The sequence below is a fragment of the Bacteroidota bacterium genome, from assembly GCA_039821555.1.
Lineage (GTDB): Bacteria > Bacteroidota > Rhodothermia > Rhodothermales > Rubricoccaceae > JBCBEX01.
This window is the reverse complement of the sequence record JBCBNX010000002.1, coordinates 106,788-124,431: the sequence shown is the minus strand read 5'-3', so window position 1 is coordinate 124,431 and position 17,644 is coordinate 106,788. Positions and strand designations below refer to the sequence as shown.

Sequence of the window (17,644 nt, the reverse complement as noted above, 5' to 3'; positions counted from 1 at the left end):
TGCCCTCACGTAGATCCACCTCCTTCTTGTCATCCCGAGCGCCATCCGCACAGCGGACGAAGTCGAGGGATCTTGGTCGTATCCGGCGGCCAGAACGGAACCTGTAAGCTGGTCCGCAGATCCTTCGACTCGCTGCCGCTCGCTCAGGATGACACGGGAGCGTGTGCGCTGCCCCATGCGAACCATCTACCTCTCATGCCACTTCGTATCGCGCTCGTTGGGACTGGCCGCATGGGCGCCGCCGTCGAGACGGTAGCGGCAGCGGCAGGACACGCCATCGTGGCGCACTTTGGCTCCGCGAACCCTATCGCTGACCTCCGCGACGACGCCAACCTGCACGACGCCGACCTCGCCATCGACTTCTCGACGCCCGGCGCGGCGCTCGACAACCTCCACCGCTACGCCGCGCTCGGCCTCGACGCGGTCGTAGGGACCACGGGCTGGCAGGACGAGGTGTCCAAGGTGCAAGGCTGGGTCGACGAAGGGCAGAACGCGGTGCTCCACGCGCCCAACTTCTCGCTCGGCGTGGCGGTGCTGCGCCGCGCGCTCCAGGCCGCGCTCCCGCTCCTCGACCACCTCCCCAGCTTCGACGCCTACGTCCACGAGCTGCACCACACCGGCAAGCAGGACAGCCCCTCGGGTACCGCGCTCCTCCTCGCAGACGACGTGCTGAGCGGCCTCGCTCGCAAGACCCGTATCGAGCCCGAGACGCAGCACGGGCGCATCGATGCCGAGGTATTGCACGTCACGTCCACGCGCGTGGGCGCGGTCTTCGGCGAGCACACGGTCGGCTTCGACAGCGAGGCTGAGCACCTCTCGTTCCGGCACGTCGCCAAGAGCCGCGCGGTCTTCGCCGAGGGGGCCGTCCGCGCGGCCGAGTGGCTGTGCGCTGAGGAGCGCCACGGCCTGTTCACGCTCGACGACCTGCTCGACGACGTGCAGCGGACCCAGCGGTGAGTGCGCCCAGCCCGGCACGCAGTCAAGGCCGTAGCGACACGCAAGCCGATGGCCGCTCTCGGCTTCGATTCCGCCCCCGCCGCGTTCGACTCGTCGCCCGATCCCACAGGATCGCACTCCTCATCCGCCTTGCGGTAACGAAGTCGCTGCGGCGTGCGCGTCTGACTTGCTGAATGTCACGACGCCCTAGTTGGTCCGGAGCCGAGAAGGCTGCGCCGCGGCCGTGTCGATGGGCGTCATCCCTTTCGGCCACGAAGCCCGAGGCCACCGCACGGTGAACGTGCTCCCAACCCCCGGAGTTGACTCGACCGTAATCTTCCCGTGCATGAGCTGGACGTAGCGGTGGGCAATGGCAAGGCTGAGCCCGTTGCCTTCGTAGGCCCTACTGATCCCGGTGCTCTCCTGCTGGAACGGCTCGAAGAGACGAGGTAGGAACGCCTGGCCGATCCCTAGACCCGTGTCGCGGACACGCAGCACGGCGTCGGGCCCCTCGGCCTCGACCGACACCTCGATCGCTCCCGCCTCAGTGAACTTGACCGCGTTGTCGAGGAGGGTGGCGAGAACAAACTGGAGCGCTCCGCTGTCGCCGAGCACCCACGCTGGCGTTGTGGGGAGATGGAGGGCGAGGCGCAGCCCGCGCTGGGCGGCTTGAGCGCGGTAGTGCTCGGTGACGCGTTCGGTCTCCCGGTTGAGCGCAAGCAAAAGCCCGCCCTCCTCAGGCGTCTCAGACTCAATACGAGCATACTCGATGAGCGCTGTGAGAGTGCGGAGCAGCCGACGGCCGCCCTTCAGGATGAAGGCAGCAAACTCACGAAGGTGCGCGTCTGTCTCGACCTCGAGGATCTCGGCGTAGCCAATGATCGAGGTCAGCGGCGTCCGGAACTCGTGGCTCATGTTGTCCATGAGCATGGACCGGAAGGCGAGCGCTTGCTCGGTCCGAGCCTTCTCGGTCTCCAGGGCTTCCACGTTCGCCTGCCGCTCTCGAAGGATGACCTGCACCTGGTCCTGGACGCGTTGCTCCAGGTGGTCGTTGAGTTGTTTTAGGGCACGCTCCTGGTCGCGCAGCCGCCGTAGGTTGCGCAGCCGCAGCAGCAATTCGCGGGCGCTGAACGGCTTCGCGAGGTACTCATCGGCGCCGTGTGCCAGGCCGGTCTCGATGGTGTCCTGCGAGGTCTTGGCCGAGAGCAGGATGACCGGGATGTGCCGGAGGGCATCGTCGGTCTTGAGGCGCTGGACGAAGCCGTTGCCGTCGAGCCGCGGCATCATGATGTCGGAGACGATGATATCGGGCCGGAGCGCACGCGCCTTGTCGAGCCCGTCGAGCCCGTCCACGGCCTCGCCGATGTGGTAGCGTCCGGCGAGGCAACTAGCGATGTAGGCGCGAATGTCCGCATTGTCGTCCACGATGAGCACCGTCGGGGCGTCCGGGTCGGTGACCATCGGGGTGTCCATCGGCGCAAACGCGCCCGTATCGGGGACGTCGGGGGAGCTGGCGTCGTCGACCATTCCAGCCGCTTCGGCCGGTGCTGCTTGGTCCACCATCCAGCCTTCGAGGCCGTGCGCAGTGCCGTCAGTGCTCTCGTCCCCGTCGATGTCCGAGGTGGCGTCGATCTCGTCCGGGTGGAAGTGGGCGGTGCCCTTCTTGAGCCGCACGGTGAACGTGGTGCCCTCGCCAACGGTGCTCTCGACGTCGATCTCGCCGCGGTGGAGCTGGACGAGTTCGTGGACCATCGAGAGGCCGATGCCGGAACCCTCATGCTCACGCGCGTCACTGTCCTCGACCTGCCGGAAGCGGTCGAAGATGAGCGGCAGCTTCTCCGGCGGGATGCCGCGGCCCGTGTCGGTCACGCGCAGGTGCACCCACCCGTCGGGCGCGTCGGCGTTGGCCGGGTGTTCTTCCACCGCCACGGCAATGGTGCCGTCGGCAGGCGTGAACTTAACCGCGTTGGAGAGCAGGTTGAACACCACCTTTTCGAGCTTGTCGGGCTCGTACGAGAGCCACACGGCCTCGTCGGGCGTGTCGAGGGTGAGCGCGATGCCCTTTTGCTCGGTGTAGGTCTGGAACGAGGCGACGATGCCCTCGGCAAGCTGGACGACGTTGCGCGGGCGGGCACGCAGCTCCATCCGGCCCGACTCCAGGCGCGCGAGGTCGAGCAACTGGTTGATGAGGCGCAGGAGGCGCTTCGCGTTGCGCTGCATGATGCCCAGCTGCGTCCGGACGGGCGTGGCGAGCGGTCCCTGGCTCCCGCCGAGCAGGTTGTCGAGCGGCCCCAGCATGAGCGTGAGCGGGGTCCTGAATTCGTGGGAGATGTTGGCGAAGAAGCGCGTCTTGAAGCGGTCCAGCTCGCGGAGTTGGTCGGCCTGCGCCTGGATGGTAGCGTGGGCGTCCTCCACCTTCTCCTTCTCCTCGCGGAGGGCGCGCGTGCGCTCGTCCACGACCTGTTCGAGGTGGCGCTGGCGGGCCTTCAGGCGGGCCACGCGGGTCGCGTAGGCGGCGTAGGCGAGAGCCAGCGTGAGCAGCACACAGACGACGAGGAACCACCCCGTCTGCCAGAAAAACGGGGCGACCTGGAAGGCGAGCGTCGTCCCGACAGGGCTCCACACGCCGTCGTTGTTGGCGGCTTGGATGCGGAGCTCGTAGGTGCCGGGGCCGAGGTTGGTGTAGTAGGCCTCGCGCCGGGTCCCGGCGTCGTACCAAGCGTCGTCGTGGCCGTCGAGGCGGAACCGGAAGCGGACCGTTTCGGGCGCGGGGAAGCTGGGCGCGGTGTAGCGCACCTCGATCTTGTCGCTGCCCGGCGGGAGCGCGATGGGAGCGCCCACCGGGACGTCCGCGCCGTCCACGCGCAGCGCCTCCACGGCGACCGTCGGCGGCAGGGTGTTGCGCCGGATGCGCGCCGGTGAGATGCCGGCAAGGCCTTCGGTGGTGGGGAACCAGAACGTGCCGTCGCGGGCGGCCCAGGCGGCAGGCTGCTGCCCGCCGTTGGCCTCGACGCTGCGCAGGCCGTCCGCGAGGCCGTAGAGCGTGACATCGAGGGCGGCGTCGGGGTTGAAGGCGTGGTCGTCGAGCGACGCGCGCGTGATGCGGGCCACGCCGCGGTTGGAGGTCAGCCACACCGCTTCGTCGGTGCTAAGCACGGCCATCACCGAAGCGCTCGGCAGCCCTTCGGCGACGCCGAACGTGTCGAACTGCGGCGTGCCTGCGGCCGCGTCGGGACGGTAGCGGGCGAGGCCGCCGCCCATCGTGCCGATCCAGAGCGCGCCGGTTGCGTCCTCGTGCAGCGCGAGCACAGCGTCGGCAGGCAGCCCCTCGTCGGCGCCGTAGCGTGTGACCGCGCGCGGCGTTCCAGCTTCCGCCGGTGCCAGCCGGACGAGCCCGGCGTCGTAGGTCCCGATCCATAGGTGGTTCTCGGCGTCCTCGTGGAAGGCCGTGGCGAAGGGGGTGCCGAGGATGCTGTCGGGGAGCGTCGTGAAGGCGGCGCCGTCGAAGGTGCTCACGCCAGCCTCGGTGGCGAACCAGGCGGTGCCCGCGCGGTCCGTGTAAACGGCGAAGACGGTGGTGCCCGCGAGCCCGTCGTCCGTGGTGAAGACGCGCACGGCGTCGTCTTGCAGGAGAGCGGCCCCGGCGCCGCTCGTCCCGACCCAGAGGTCTCCGTCGGCGGTGCCGTCGAGCGAGAGGGGATGGGCGCTGGGTAGGCCGTCGGCCTCGGTGAAGGCGCGTACGGTCCCGCCCTGCACCCGCGCGAGCCCGCCCTGCGTGGCGACCCAGAGCGCTCCGGCGGCGTCTTCGTAGACGGCCAGCGCGAGGTCGTGCGGGAGCCCCTCGGCGGGGGTCAGCACGGTGAACTTGGTGTCCTGGAGCCGGTTGAGGCCGTCCTGCGTGCCGATCCAGAGGCCGCCCTCGCGGTCCTCGTGCAGCGCGAAGACGGCGTCGTTGGAGAGGCCCTCCGCGCGTCCGAACGCGTCGAAGCGCGGTGTGTCCGCGCGCTGGTCGTAGCGAAACAGCCCGCCGACGGCGCCGATCCAGAGCGTGCCCTCGGCGTCCTCGACGAAGTCCTTGACGTACTGCCCCGGCTCGGTCAGCGGGATGGGGTGCTCCGTCCGGGTGCCACCTGTGAGGCTGAAGAGCCGCCCGTCGCGCGTGCCAATCCAGAGCGTGCCGTCGGCGTCTTCGTAGAGGGCGCTCACGAACGCCTCGGCGAGCAGCAGGTCGGCCACGGGCACAAACCGGTCGCCGTTCTGGACACGCAGGCCCTGCTCGGTGCCGACCCAGAGCGTGCCGCGGTTGTCCTCCACGATCTGGCTCACGATGCGCACGTCCAGGCCCGCCTCAGCGCCGTAGGTAGCGAACGTGCTGTCGGCAACACGCGTGAGCCCGCCCTCAAAAGTGCCTACCCAGAGCGCGCCGGTGCGGTCCTGCGTCAGCGCCGTGACGAAGTCGCTGCCGAGGCCGTCGTCCTGGGTGTAGGCGGTGAACTGCCCAGCGCGGTGGGCCACGAGGCCGCCGCCGCGCGTAGCCAGCCAGAGCGTCCCGTCGTCTGCGGCGAGCATCCGGTTGACGTTGCTCGTGGTCAGCGCCTCCGTGTTGGCCTCGTCATAGACCGTGAAGTGGAGCCCGTCGAAGCGGGCAAGGCCCTCCTGCGTGCCGAGCCAGACGTAGCCGTCGGTCGTCTGGACGATCGACAAGATGCTGTTCTGCGGCAGGCCCTCCCGCGTGCTCCATGTACGGTGCTGGTACTGCGTGATCGCCTTGGCCGGGTCGAGCGTGACGCGGTCGGCGGCGAGCGTGGAGGTCTGTGCCCGCCCGCTCGCCGCGCCCGCCAGCATGGCGACTAGGACCGCGCCAAGCCCTGTCCACACGCGCGAGCGCAGGGACCGGAGAGCAGGATGGAGGCGAGTCGGCATGGGTGAGAGGGCGAGCGTCGGCCTGGATGCGCGTGGCCTGGGTACACACCAGTCGTGTACAAAAACAGAGCCAGACGGTCGGCAGCCGTCGAGAAAGGCGCTATACCTCCGCTGGTAGTTGTTCCCTAACTAGTTTTTCGACGGGTAGATATGGGGCTCTTCGGCCGAATGCGGGCACCTGGCGTGGTAGGTGTCGGGCGATAGCGGCATCCTTTTCCCAAAGGGTACCCTCGTGGAGCGATCGCCTACCTGGAATCGGTGCCCCGTTTTGCTACGGGGGGATTCCCTTCCTGGTGCCTGTTGCCCTCGTGGATGGACTAGACGTGGACCCGGGACCTGGTCCGCTAGTCTGGTGGACGGATTGCGAGTCGCTGCGGCGTCTTTTTCCGACCCGCCGGTGCGCACCCCCATGGCCCGTCTCTACTCCAGCGCTTCTCAACAGGCCCGCTCCTGGCAACGAAGCCACGCATTGCGGTGGCTTCAATCGTTCTCTGCCCTTGGTGCGTTGGCGCTCACGGTGCTGCTCGCGGGCTGCGCGGACGACCTCGTGTCCGGCTCTGAGGCGCCCTATGCCATGGCTGCGCCCGACCTCACCGCCGCCTCCGGTGTCGGTGCGGAGGCGCCGCGCTCGACGGCGCGCCCGCTCCTGCGCCACCCGCAACTCCTCGACCGCGCTACCTCGCCGCTGAAGCGCTCGCGCGTCGCCCAGGCTGGGCGCAGCTTGGACGCCCGGCGGCACGCCCCAGCTCCCCTCTACACCCCGTCACTCGACCCACAGACGCCCGGCGCGTCGCTCAACCACCCCCGCCTCGACGCCACGGACGAGTCGGCCAGCGAATGGACGGCCGTGCACGCCGCCGTCGCCCTCGACGCGCCCGGCGTGACCGAGGCCCTCCAGGTCGGCGACGAGCAGACGCACCTGTTTCTCGGCTTCCGCGAGTACGAGGCCGACGGGGTCACGCCGCGCGTCCTCGACCAGTGGGGCATCACGCAGCGCGTGCTGCAGGAGTACGGCATCACGCGGCGGGTGCTGCAGGAGTACGGCATCACGCAGCGGGTGCTGCAGGAATACGGCATCACGCAGCGGGTGCTGCAGGAGTATGGCGGTCTCACGATGGGCCTGCTCCGCGACCATGGCATCACCAGCCGCGTGCTTCAGGACTACGGCGTCACCGAAGCAAAACTCCAGCAGGACTTCGACACGCGGGAGAGCGTGATCCGGCTCCGGATGCGCGTCTCGCTCACGCGCCCCGGCATCTCCGTCTCGTTCGGCTCCGATCTACTCGACCGCCTCCTGCTCGAACTCGGCGAGGACCGCGACCTCGACTTTGCGGAGCCAGACCCGCAACTCGGCGGCACTCCGTTCTTCTCGCAGGACGGCCTCTTCGAAGACGGGCAGATCCTCCCGTGGAGCACCGCCCGCATCGGCGCGGCGTTCCCGGCCCACGAGCCGGACGCCCCGCTGCACGCCTTCATCCTTGACTCGGGGGTGCTCAGTGCCGACCTCAAGGTGATCGAGGCGAAAGACTTCACCATGCTCTTCGTCAGCCGCGACGTGCCCACGTGGGAAGAGGAGGACTTCGAGCACATGCCCGTCTTCGACCCCGGCACGCAGGGCGACCCCGCCGACGAGACCGGCCATGGCACGCACGTCGCGGGCATCGTCGGGGCGGTGGACGACGGCGATGGCTCGGTGGGCGTCGCCCCCGAGGTCAAGCTCCACAGCCTGAAGGTGCTCACCGACCAGGGCCGCACCGACGTCACGACCGTCGTGGCCGCCGTGGACTACGTCACCGACTACAAGCAGCGCAACCCCGGCCACGCCGTCGTGATGAACCTGTCGCTCGGCATGGACATCGGCTCGATGGCCTACAACGTGCTCGACGAGGCCGTCCGGCGCGCGACGCTCGCCGGTGTCGTCGCGGTGGTGTCGGCGGGCAACGACGGGGCGGACGCCTCGACCTATTCGCCGGCGCACGTGGCCGAGGCGATCACGGTGGGCGCCTATGACCAGGAGGGCCGCTTCGCGCCGTTCTCGAACTACGGCCCGAGCGTGGACGTGCTGGCCCCCGGCGACCTCGTCCCCTCCCTGACGCACGTCGAGGCCGAGGCCGACGCGGGCGAGCACGTCCTGATGTCCGGCACGTCGATGGCGGCGCCGCACGTGACCGGCGCGGCGCTGCTCTTCCTCTACCAAGAGCCGCAGGCCACCCCCGCCGAGGTCAAGGCGGCGCTCCTCGGCTATAGCCGCCCGGGCATCGCCAACGTGCCGACGCGCACCACCGACCGCTCGGTCCACGTCGCCGACTTCGCCGCGCCGGACGACCTCAAGGCGTTCTACTTCGAGAAGGCCGACTGGAAGGGCGACGCTCTCCTCGTCAAGGGCGAGGGGCCGCGCCTCGACCGGGTCACGTTCTACGACGCCGTGACGGGCGGCGAACTCACGCAGACCGTCATCCGCGCCGACGGCACGTTCGACTTCGAGTTCCCCCTCGGGACGGTGCCCTGCGCCGTGCAGGCCGTCTACCTCGGCTATACGCAGCTCCCCGTCGCGACGTCCGTCGCGACAGAAAACGCGCCCTCGTCGTGCGACTGGGCCGAGGAGGAGATGGGCACCGACTTCCGCGTCGACCGCGTCGAGTGGAAGAGCGGCCGTCTGGAGGTGGAGGGCATCAGCCTCCACCAGGGCACCACCATCTACATCCGCAACATCGCCAACGACGCGGTCGTGACCACGACGCTGCCGAACCCGATGGACGAGTTCAAGTCGGAGTTCCCCATGACCCAGCCTCCGTGCGCCGTCGAGATCGAGACGGCGGGCAAGTCCGCGATCCGCTCGGTGCTCAACGCGCCGCCGTCGTGCAGCAAGCGGCTCACGCTCGCGCCGCCCACCTGGGACGCCAACGCGAACGACCTGACCATCGGCGGCCTGGCCACGGGCGGGGCGACGGTGTCGCTCTACAACGCCGACAGCGACGTGCTCCTCGCCACGATGACCACGGGGTCGGTCGGGGCCTTCGGGATCACGATGCGTCTCCTCCCGGACGTGCTGCCGCCGTGCCGCCTCCGCGCCGAAGGCAACCTCGGCGAGGCCCTCGAGGTCAACGTCGGCGTTCCGTCGTGCGACCCCGGCTTCGTCTATGTCGAGCGGCCCCCGGATGTGGATCAACATCCGCTCTCCCATGTCCGCATCGAGCGGGCGCGGTGGTGGGCCACCCACGACCGCCTCGTCGTCCGTGGGCAGGGCTACGCGGGCATGACCGTCACCCTGATCGATCCCGCGACCGGCGCCGTGCTCGCCACGACGCTCGCTGGCCAAGACGAGGACTGGGAGTTTAGGCTCAACGACCTCGCCACGATTCCCTGCGAGGTCGAGATCCGGCTCGACGGACGCGTAGACCGGACAGACGTCCGCGACGCCCCGTCCGACTGCATGGCTGCGAGTGGGCCCACCACCTCCTCCACGGTCGAGATCAAAACGGCCGAGTGGACACCAGGTAACGAGCGGCTCGTCGTTACGGGGCACGGCACCGTGGGCGTCACCGCGACCGTCCGCGACTCCGAGACCGGTACGGCCCTCGGGACAGCCACAGCCGACGCGAGCGGAGATTGGACGCTGCGAGTCCGGCGCCCAGACATCGTTCCCTGTGCCGTTCAGGTGACCATGGACGGGGATTCCGACACCCGTGTCGTCATTGGGGCTCCGCCGACCTGCTCGACCCGGGTGTCCAGCGTGGACATGGCTCGCTGGTGGGAAGCGCCCCGAAGTCGGCTCGTCGTGCGTGGCCGCGGTATTCAGGAGGGCGACCCCGTCACCGTCTACGACGAGGCTGGTGCGCTGCTCGGCACCGCCGCCGTCATGAACGACAAGACGTGGAGCTTCAGTCTTCGCTTTCCTGGCACGATCCCCTGCTCGGTGACGGTCGAGATTGGCACGGAGACCCTCATCGCGCCCGTGGCCCGCGCCCCTGGGTGTGACGTGTAGGTTAGGCACGGCGATACTGCTGGGCGAATCGAAGGCGCGGTAGCTGCGCAGAGGCCCGAACCGATTGGGCCTCGAAGTATGGGGCCGCGGGCGGGCGGCGGCGTTCCATTGGGAGCGCCGGCGCCCGCAGCATCGCGCCGTGCTTGGATAGCGCTAAGCTTGGATGGCGCTGAGGACGAAGGGCAGGGCGAGGTTGAGGCTCCGGGTACGAACGCCCTATGGGTGCACGAGGCGGGTACGTCTCTCCACGTGGCCCCCTAATCTCACTCTGAGAGGTGGCTGTTTCACAGTGAGATCGACCGCGCACCGTCTACCAATATGCCCAGTCATCCCGGAAATCGGCCTGGGTTGCTCGCCCTGCGAAGGGTAGGCCATGGGTGCGGTGTTCCCTTTGCGGGAGAGGGTACCTCCCAATCACCCTCCCGTTGCTCAGGCATGCTCACCCCCACTGCCCGCGCTGTCTCGTACGCATCGCCACTCCAAGGTCTGGCGGTTGCCCTGGTCGCGGTCCTGACGCTCGCAGGTTGCTCCGACGACTTCTTCCAGGAGGCCGAGATCGACGCCTCGCTCCCTGTGGCGACCGATTTCACGCAGACAATCCAGGCTCCAGGTGAGGCGCCGCGCTCGGCCGACCGCCCCATGCTGCGCCATCCCCAGTTGATGGACCGTGCCACGTCGCCACTGAAGAGCACGCGCCAGGCCCGCGAGGCGCGCGCCTTCGCCCCCGCGCGCCTCGAAAGCGACGCCGTGACCGATGGCCCGGAGGTCGCCCTCGCCGAGCCCACCGTGGTCTCCCACAGCAGCGTCGGCGACGAGCAGACGCACCTGTTTCTCGGCTTCCACGAGTATGAGGCCGACGGCGTCACGCCGCGCATCCTCGACCAGTGGGGCATCACGCAGCGGGTGCTGCAGGAGTATGGCGTCACGCGGCGGGTGCTGCAGGAGTACGGCGTCACGCGGCGGGTGCTGCAGGAGTACGGCATCACCAGCCGGGTGCTGCAGGAGTACGGTGGGGTCACGATGGATGTACTCCGTGCCTACGGCATCACCAGCCGGGTGCTGCAGGAGTATGGGGTCACCGAGTCCCAACTGCAGCAGGAGTTCGACACGCGCTCCAGCGTGATCCGGCTGCGGCTGCGCGTCTCGCTCGCGCGCCCCGGCATCTCCGTCTCGTTCGGCTCCGGCCTGCTCGACACCCTCCTGCTGGAGTTCCAGGACGACCCCGACCTGGAGTTTGCCGAGCCCGACCCCGAGATGCAGGGCGGCAACTTCTTCCTCCGCGAGGGGCTCTTCGAGAGCGGCCAGATGCTCCCCTGGAACATCGCCCGCGTCGGCGCGGCCTTCACCAACTTCGACGCGCAGGGCAACGTGCATGCCTTCATTCTCGACTCCGGCATCTACGACCGCGACCTCAACGTGGTCGAGGCGAAAGACTTCACCATGCTCTTCGTCAACCGCGACCAGGAGACGTGGGACGACTCCGAGTTCGAGCAGATGCCCGTCTTTGACCCAGAGGCCCAGGGCGATCCGTCCGACGCCACGGGGCACGGCACGCACATCGCCGGCACGGTCGGGGCGAGCGACAACGACGAGGGCACGCTCGGCATGGCCCCCGGCGTGAAGCTCCACAGCCTGAAGGTGCTCACCGACCAGGGCCGCACCGACGTCACGACCGTCGTGGCCGCCGTGGACTACGTCACCGACTACAAGCGGCGCAACCCCGGCCATGCCGTCGTGATGAACCTCTCGCTCGGCATGGACATCGGCACGACGGCTTACAACGCGCTCGACGAGGCCATCAAGAGGGCCACCGAGCAGGGCGTGGTGGCGGTGGTGTCGGCGGGCAACGACGGGGCGGACGCCTCGACCTATTCGCCGGCGCACGTGGCCGAGGCGATCACGGTGGGCGCCTACGACCAGGAGAACCGCTTCGCGTCGTTCTCGAACTACGGCCCAAGCGTGGACCTGCTCGCCCCGGGCGACCTCGTCGTGTCGCTCACGCACCTGCCCGCGGAGGCCAGCGCTGGGGAGAGCATCCTTATGTCGGGCACCTCGATGGCGACCCCGCACGCGGTGGGTGCGGCCGCGCTCTACCTCCACCAGCACCCCAACGCCACGCCGCTGGCAGTGAAGGCGGCGCTCCTCGGCTACAGCCGCGAGGGCGTCCACGGCGTCCCCGCCAACACGACCACGCGCACGCTCCACGTCGGCGACTTTGCGAGCACCGCCGACCAGGAGCCGTTCCTCTTCACCGGAGCGTGGTGGAATCGGACCGACAACGCCCTGGTGCTCAGCGGACGCGGCCCGCGCCTCGACCAGGTCAGCTTCTACGACGATGAAACGGACGCGCTCATCGGTAGCGTCGTCATCATGGAAGACGGCCAGTTCTCGCTGAACCTCTCCGGTGCCAACCAGACGTCCTGCCGCGTCCGTGCGGTCTACGAGGGCTTCACCTACGAGTCGCGCTCCGTCGTGCTCCCCGCCATCGGCGTCCCGGGCTGCAGCATCCTAGGCTCTATCGGCACGACGATCGAGAACGCGCCCGAGCTCTCTGTGGAGATCGTGGCGTGGACGGAGGGCGCACTCTATGTGTGGGGCACCTCCCGGAACTGGAGTCAGGTGCGTGTGCTCAACGCGACGACCATGGAGGAGCTCGGCACGACTACGCCGTTCTTCGGCTCCTACACGGTCCACGTGGAGGGCCTGAGCGAAGCCCCATGTGAGGTGGTGGTGACCCAGGGCGACATCACCATCGAGCGGACGGTGATCAACGCACCGCCGTCGTGCGAGAAGCCTATCTCAATCACCGGAGCCCTGTGGGATGGGCTGGCGCACGAACTCACCGTGGCCGGACTGGCCACCGGCGGGACAGCCGTTTCGCTCGTCAACCCGGACAACGGCGTCCTCCTGGCCTCGGCGTCGGCGGGGCCGGTCGGGAGCTACGGGATCCTGCTGCGGCCCGAGATGAATGCGCTGCCTCCGTGCCGCCTGCGCGCGGTGGATGCCACCGGCGTGTCCGACGAGATTGCCCTCAATGTGGACTGCGACCCCAACTTCGTGTACGTGGAGCGGACCGAAGAGCCTGCGGGCGGTTCCGGAGCCGGCATGCCGGGGACGGGCGGGTCTGGAACTGGTGAGTCCGAGACGGGGGGGGGCGGTGAGAACCCGTTCGGTGCCGTCATCGAGATCACACGTGCGAAGTGGAATAGCAGCAAGAGCCGTCTCATCGTCAAGGGCAACGGGACGCCGGGCGAGACGGTCGAGCTGCGGCACGCCGTGACGGGGGCGTTTGTCGGGACGAAGCGGGTGAAGGACGACGGGACGTGGAAGATCACCGTCAACGGGCTGTCGACGGTGCCGTGCTCGGTGGAGGCCGTCAGCGGCAGCGCCTCGGTGGCCGAGGCCGTGCGGCGTGCCCCCAGTGACTGCAGCTAGAATCGCCCTCGGTCAGGATCACATGCGGGCGGTGGGGTCTCTTGGGAGGCGTCGCCGCCCGCGTCGTATCTTGGCTGTCTGCCCCGGAGGGGTGGCGGAGTCTGGTTTAACGCACCGGTCTTGAAAACCGACGTACCGCAAGGTACCGGGGGTTCGAATCCCTCCCCCTCCGCTCCAACACCACGCGGCGCGCCGACTCGTTCAGCGCGCCGCGTGGTGTTTCAGTCAGCAGCGTGGCGCGTTCACCCTTCGCCGGTGTCCCAGGTGAGGATGTCTTCCTCGGTCTTCTCGGCCTGCGCCCATTCCTCGGCGTGGGGGAGCGGCTCCTTCTTCTCGGTGATGTTGTAGCCGAGGTCGGCCCACTGCTGCGCGAGGTAGGCGTTCCACTCGGCGTAGTGCGTCCACTTCTCCGGGAGTTCGTCGTCGGCGTAGATCGCCTCGACAGGGCAGACCGGGACGCAGGCGTTGCAGTCGATGCACTCCTCGGGGTTGATGACGAGGAAGTTGGGGCCTTCGTAGAAGCAGTCGACGGGGCAGACCTCGACGCAGTCGGTATGCTTGCAGTTGATGCAGGGTTCAGCGACGACGTAGGGCATGGCGGGCGGGGATAGGCTGGACGCGAGCGTAGCGTTGCTCGCAGAGAGGTTACTCGGAGACGGGGCCGGGCGGCTGTACGAGCGTGCGAGCCACCTGGTGGGGCAAGATACGGGCCACCCTGCGCCGAGGCTCCCGCCACGCCGGATTCCAACCCTGTCGTCTCTGCCTTCCCCGCGTCCGATGTCGATCTCTACCGCCCGCGCTCTGCCGCTGCTCCTCGCGCTCCCGCTGCTGCTGACCGTCGCCACCGGCTGCGCGTCCACCAACCGCCTCGACGAGGTGTCGCTCGACGAGGCGCGCATCGCCATCATCGCAGCGGTGCCGCCCGCGCCACGCGTGCAGACGGGGCCGGACGAGGCCTTCGTCAACCCGTGGGACCCCATCGGTACGGCCGCGCGCGTGGGCACCGCCATCGGGAAGTGGGAAGAGGCGCGCGAGGCACAGGCCCGGCTCGACTCCGTGGCACGCGGCCTCGACGTGGCCGACCGCGTCGCCCGTCGCTTCTTCGTGCAGGCCGCCGAGCAGCTCGCCTTCGCGCCGGTCAACCGTCCCGCGGACGCCGACCTGTTGCTCGACCTCCGCGTCTACGACTACGGCCTCGTTGCCGACTCCTTCGAGGGCGCGGTCTTCTTTGCGCTCGAAGCCGACGTGCTGCTCGTGGACCGGCGCACGGGACGGGAGTACTGGGAGCAGCGCGTCCGTGAGCGGGAGACGCTCGACGCCTCCATCTTCGGTATGCCGACGCCCATCGGCAACGTGGTCACGGCGCGGGCCCTCGCCCGGCTCACCGAGGCCGAGATGCGCGCGGGCCTCGAACGCCTCGCCGACTTCACCGCCGACCGCATCGCGCAGGAGTTCCGCGACGACTACTACGCCGCACGACGATAGTAGGGATATCGGTGTGGACGTATGCAGGTGTGCACATAGCGCCGCGTGTTCATACGTTGTCCCCATGAGCAACTACCACCTGCTGGACGACGACGCGCTCCTGGCGCAGTGCGACGTGGACACGTTCCGCAGCGGCGGGCCAGGCGGGCAGCACGCCAACAAGGTCGAGACGGCCGTGCGCCTCACGCACCGCCCGACGGGGACGGTGGTGACCGAGCGCCGCTCGCGTAGCCAGCACACCAACAAGCAGACCGCGCTCGCGCGGCTCCGCAAGCGCCTCGCCGACGCCGCAAAGCCCGAGAAGAAGCGCGTTGCGACGAAGCCCACCAAGGCCTCGAAGCGTCGCCGCGTGGAGGCCAAGCGCAAGCGGTCGGAGAAAAAGAAGCGCCGCCGCAAGCCACGGCTGGACGACTGAGGGGAACGGCGCGGCCCGTCCAACGTGGAGAGAAAGCGCGCGGCGGCATCCAGCCACGCGTCCCATCTCCATCGCCCTTCCCCATGTTACCTCTCTCCGCTCGCGCGGTCCTTCGGGCCGTTGCGCTTGCCTCGCTTCTTCTCGCGGTCGGTGCATCTGAGAGCCACGCGCAGTCGCTCACGGGGCGCGTCGTGGATGCCGTCACCCAGGAAACGCTGCCGGGTGCGAACGTCGCCGTGCTCGGTGCCGACGGCACGCTCATCGGCGGAGCGGCCACCAACCTTGACGGGGCATTCGAGGTGGAGGCGCTGCCGCCGGGCGTCTACCGCGTGCGCGCCTCGTTCGTGGGCTATGCCCCACAGGAGCGCACCGACGTGGTCGTGCAGGGCAGCCGCCCGACGTTTCTCCTCTTCGAACTCCGTGAGGACGCGGCCATCGTCGGCGAGGGCGTGACGGTCGAGAGCGACTTCTTCGACGACGCGCCGGATGCGCCTGTCTCGGCGCGGACGCTCGGGCCGGAGGAGGTCCGCCGCACGCCCGGCGGCCAGAACGACATCTCGCGCTCGCTCCTGACGCTGCCCGGCGTGTCGAGCGGCGTCGACAACCGCAACGACCTCCTCGTGCGCGGCGGCGGGCCGAGCGAGAACGCCTACATCGTCGACGGCATCGAAATCCCGCAGATCAACCACTTCGCCACGCAAGGTGCCGCGGGCGGCGCGCTCGGGCTGCTGAATGTCGACTTCATCCGCGAGACGACGTTCTACACCGGCGGCTTCCCCGTCCGCTACGGCGACGCGGCCTCCTCGGTGCTCGTCGTCGAGAACCGCCCCGGCAGCCCGGAGACACTCGCTGGCGACTTCACCGTGGGCGCGACCGAGACGGCGCTCTCGCTCGACGGCTCCTCCGGGCCTGACTTCAACTGGACGTTCTCGGCCCGCCGCTCCTACCTCCAGCTGCTCTTTCAACTCCTCGACCTCCCGATCCGCCCGGCGTACTGGGACTTCCAGAGCCGCGTCGAGTGGACGCCCACCCGCGACGACCGCTTCGTCTACTTCGGCCTCTGGGCCGTGGACGACTTCGACATCGAAGAGCCCGGGCCGGACGACGACTTCGAGAATCAAGAGATCGCCGACCGCGTGCTCGACAACGACCAGCGGAGCTACACCACCGGCGTCTCGTGGCGGCGGCTCCTGCCGGGTGGCTTCGTCACCACGGCCGTGAGCCGCTCGTTCCAGACGTTCGCCTTCCAGGACCTCGACCAGGACGACGTCGCGCTCCTCACCAACGACGCTGAGGAGACGGCCTGGCGCATCCGCTCCGACGCCGACTTCAAGCTCAGCCCGCGTCTCACGCTCGGCGTCGGCGGTGGGGCCTCCCGCGAGACGATCACGTCCGTCTTCTTCCAGCGCGCCACGCCCGCGACGCCGTTTGACGACGATCTCCGCTTCGACACCGACCTCGTGCTCTGGAAAGGCTTCGGCTACACGCAGCTCACCGCGCAGCTTGGTCCGCTCGCGCTCACGGGCGGGCTCCGCGCCGACGGCACCGACTTCCTCGACCAGGGCGCGGTCCTCTCGCCCCGCGCTAGCCTTGCCTTCGACGTGACGGACCGCGTGCAGCTCAGCGCCGCGCTCGGACGCTTCACGCAGGCCCCGGAGCTGATCTCGCTCGCGGTGCAGGAGAATGGGGCGTACGTCAACCGCGACCTCCGCTGGATCGACGTCGGGCAGGCGGTCGGCGGCGTGGCCGTGGACGTGGCCGAGGGCCTGCGCGTCGGCATCGAGGGCTACTACAAGGCCTACGACGATTACCCCGTCTCGGCGTCCGACCCGCGCGTCTCGCTCGCCAACCTCGGCGGCGATTTTGGGATCATCGGGGCCGAGGACCTCACGCTGGTCGGCGAGGGGCGGGCCTACGGCGTCGAGGTGTCGGCGCAGCAACGGCTCGTCGGGCGTGTCTACGGGCTGGGGGCCTACACGCTCGGCTGGAGCGAATTCACGGGCGCGGACGGCGTCTACCGTCCGAGTTCGTGGGACGTGCGCCACACGGTCTCGCTCGCAGGCGGCGTCCGGCTGGGCAACTGGGAGGTCGGCACGCGGCTCACCGTGCAGTCGGGCCGCCCGTTTACGCCGTTCGACCTCGAAGCATCGGAGCGCGAGTACGCCCTCACGCGGCGCGGCGTCCAGGACCTCGATCGCCTCAACGCCGAGCGCACGCCTGCCTACGCCCGCTGGGACGTGCGCGTCGACCGCCGCTTCGGCATCGCGCGCGGCGTCAACGCCGTCGTCTATCTCGACGTACAGAACGTGCTTGGCCGCGAGAACGTGTTCGCGCTGCGCTACACCGAGGACCCTGCCGAGCCGGACCGCCTCGTGGAGCAGACGAACGTCGGGCGGCTGCCGACCATCGGCTTCAGCGTCGAGTTCTGAGCACGGGGTGTAGACGTACGCAGGGGTGAACGTAGA

General features: G+C 69.1%; 8 protein-coding genes and 1 tRNA gene. 7 read left to right on the top strand and 2 right to left on the bottom strand.

Features of this window, described 5'->3' with window-relative positions; all coding sequences use genetic code 11:
• Positions 1-195 precede the first annotated feature (195 nt).
• The gene (dapB, locus tag AAFU51_03230; protein MEO1570259.1) at positions 196-957 is read left to right on the top strand and encodes a 4-hydroxy-tetrahydrodipicolinate reductase; all 762 of its coding nucleotides are present in this window, start codon (positions 196-198) and stop codon (positions 955-957) included.
• A 186-nt stretch (positions 958-1,143) separates the two neighbouring features.
• Here the strand turns inward: dapB and AAFU51_03225 are convergent, their stop codons facing one another.
• A complete protein-coding gene (locus tag AAFU51_03225; GenBank protein ID MEO1570258.1) occupies positions 1,144-5,859 on the bottom strand; it encodes an ATP-binding protein in 4,716 nt (1,571 codons plus the stop codon).
• Between the two features lie 409 nt (positions 5,860-6,268).
• On the opposite strand from AAFU51_03225, the gene AAFU51_03220 reads away from it, so the two are divergent.
• The 3 genes from AAFU51_03220 to AAFU51_03210 all read left to right on the top strand — a co-directional run bounded on the left by AAFU51_03220 (position 6,269) and on the right by AAFU51_03210 (position 13,451).
• The gene (locus AAFU51_03220; GenBank protein MEO1570257.1) at positions 6,269-9,844 is read left to right on the top strand and encodes a S8 family serine peptidase; all 3,576 of its coding nucleotides are present in this window, start codon (positions 6,269-6,271) and stop codon (positions 9,842-9,844) included.
• Between the two features lie 435 nt (positions 9,845-10,279).
• Positions 10,280-13,279 carry a S8 family peptidase gene (locus AAFU51_03215; GenBank protein ID MEO1570256.1) on the top strand — a complete coding sequence of 1,000 codons (3,000 nt, stop codon included), beginning with the start codon at positions 10,280-10,282 and terminating at the stop codon, positions 13,277-13,279.
• Positions 13,280-13,364: 85 nt separating this feature from the next.
• Positions 13,365-13,451, top strand: a tRNA-Ser gene (locus tag AAFU51_03210).
• Positions 13,452-13,521: 70 nt separating this feature from the next.
• Here the strand turns inward: AAFU51_03210 and fdxA are convergent.
• Positions 13,522-13,875, bottom strand: a complete 354-nt coding sequence (gene fdxA / locus AAFU51_03205; GenBank protein MEO1570255.1) for a ferredoxin FdxA — start codon at positions 13,873-13,875, stop codon at positions 13,522-13,524.
• Between the two features lie 181 nt (positions 13,876-14,056).
• Here fdxA and AAFU51_03200 point away from each other — a divergent pair, with 181 nt between their 5' ends.
• From AAFU51_03200 to AAFU51_03190, 3 genes are all read left to right on the top strand, one after another.
• Complete coding sequence (locus tag AAFU51_03200) at positions 14,057-14,764, top strand: hypothetical protein (protein ID MEO1570254.1); 708 nt, start codon at positions 14,057-14,059, stop codon at positions 14,762-14,764.
• Between the two features lie 64 nt (positions 14,765-14,828).
• The gene (locus AAFU51_03195; GenBank protein ID MEO1570253.1) at positions 14,829-15,179 is read left to right on the top strand and encodes a peptide chain release factor-like protein; all 351 of its coding nucleotides are present in this window, start codon (positions 14,829-14,831) and stop codon (positions 15,177-15,179) included.
• 83 nt (positions 15,180-15,262) lie between these two features.
• Positions 15,263-17,608, top strand: a complete 2,346-nt coding sequence (locus tag AAFU51_03190; GenBank protein ID MEO1570252.1) for a TonB-dependent receptor — start codon at positions 15,263-15,265, stop codon at positions 17,606-17,608.
• Positions 17,609-17,644: the final 36 nt, after the last annotated feature.

Bases quoted from the DNA above. Each gene is read 5' to 3' on its own strand.
- fdxA (MEO1570255.1), bottom strand. From the start codon at position 13,875: ATGCCCTACGTCGTCGCTGAACCCTGCATCAACTGCAAGCATACCGAC.
- AAFU51_03215 (MEO1570256.1), top strand. From the start codon at position 10,280: ATGCTCACCCCCACTGCCCGCGCTGTCTCGTACGCATCGCCACTCCAA.
- dapB (MEO1570259.1), top strand. From the start codon at position 196: ATGCCACTTCGTATCGCGCTCGTTGGGACTGGCCGCATGGGCGCCGCC.
- AAFU51_03190 (MEO1570252.1), top strand. From the start codon at position 15,263: ATGTTACCTCTCTCCGCTCGCGCGGTCCTTCGGGCCGTTGCGCTTGCC.
- AAFU51_03200 (MEO1570254.1), top strand. From the start codon at position 14,057: ATGTCGATCTCTACCGCCCGCGCTCTGCCGCTGCTCCTCGCGCTCCCG.
- AAFU51_03195 (MEO1570253.1), top strand. From the start codon at position 14,829: ATGAGCAACTACCACCTGCTGGACGACGACGCGCTCCTGGCGCAGTGC.
- AAFU51_03220 (MEO1570257.1), top strand. From the start codon at position 6,269: ATGGCCCGTCTCTACTCCAGCGCTTCTCAACAGGCCCGCTCCTGGCAA.
- AAFU51_03225 (MEO1570258.1), bottom strand. From the start codon at position 5,859: ATGCCGACTCGCCTCCATCCTGCTCTCCGGTCCCTGCGCTCGCGCGTG.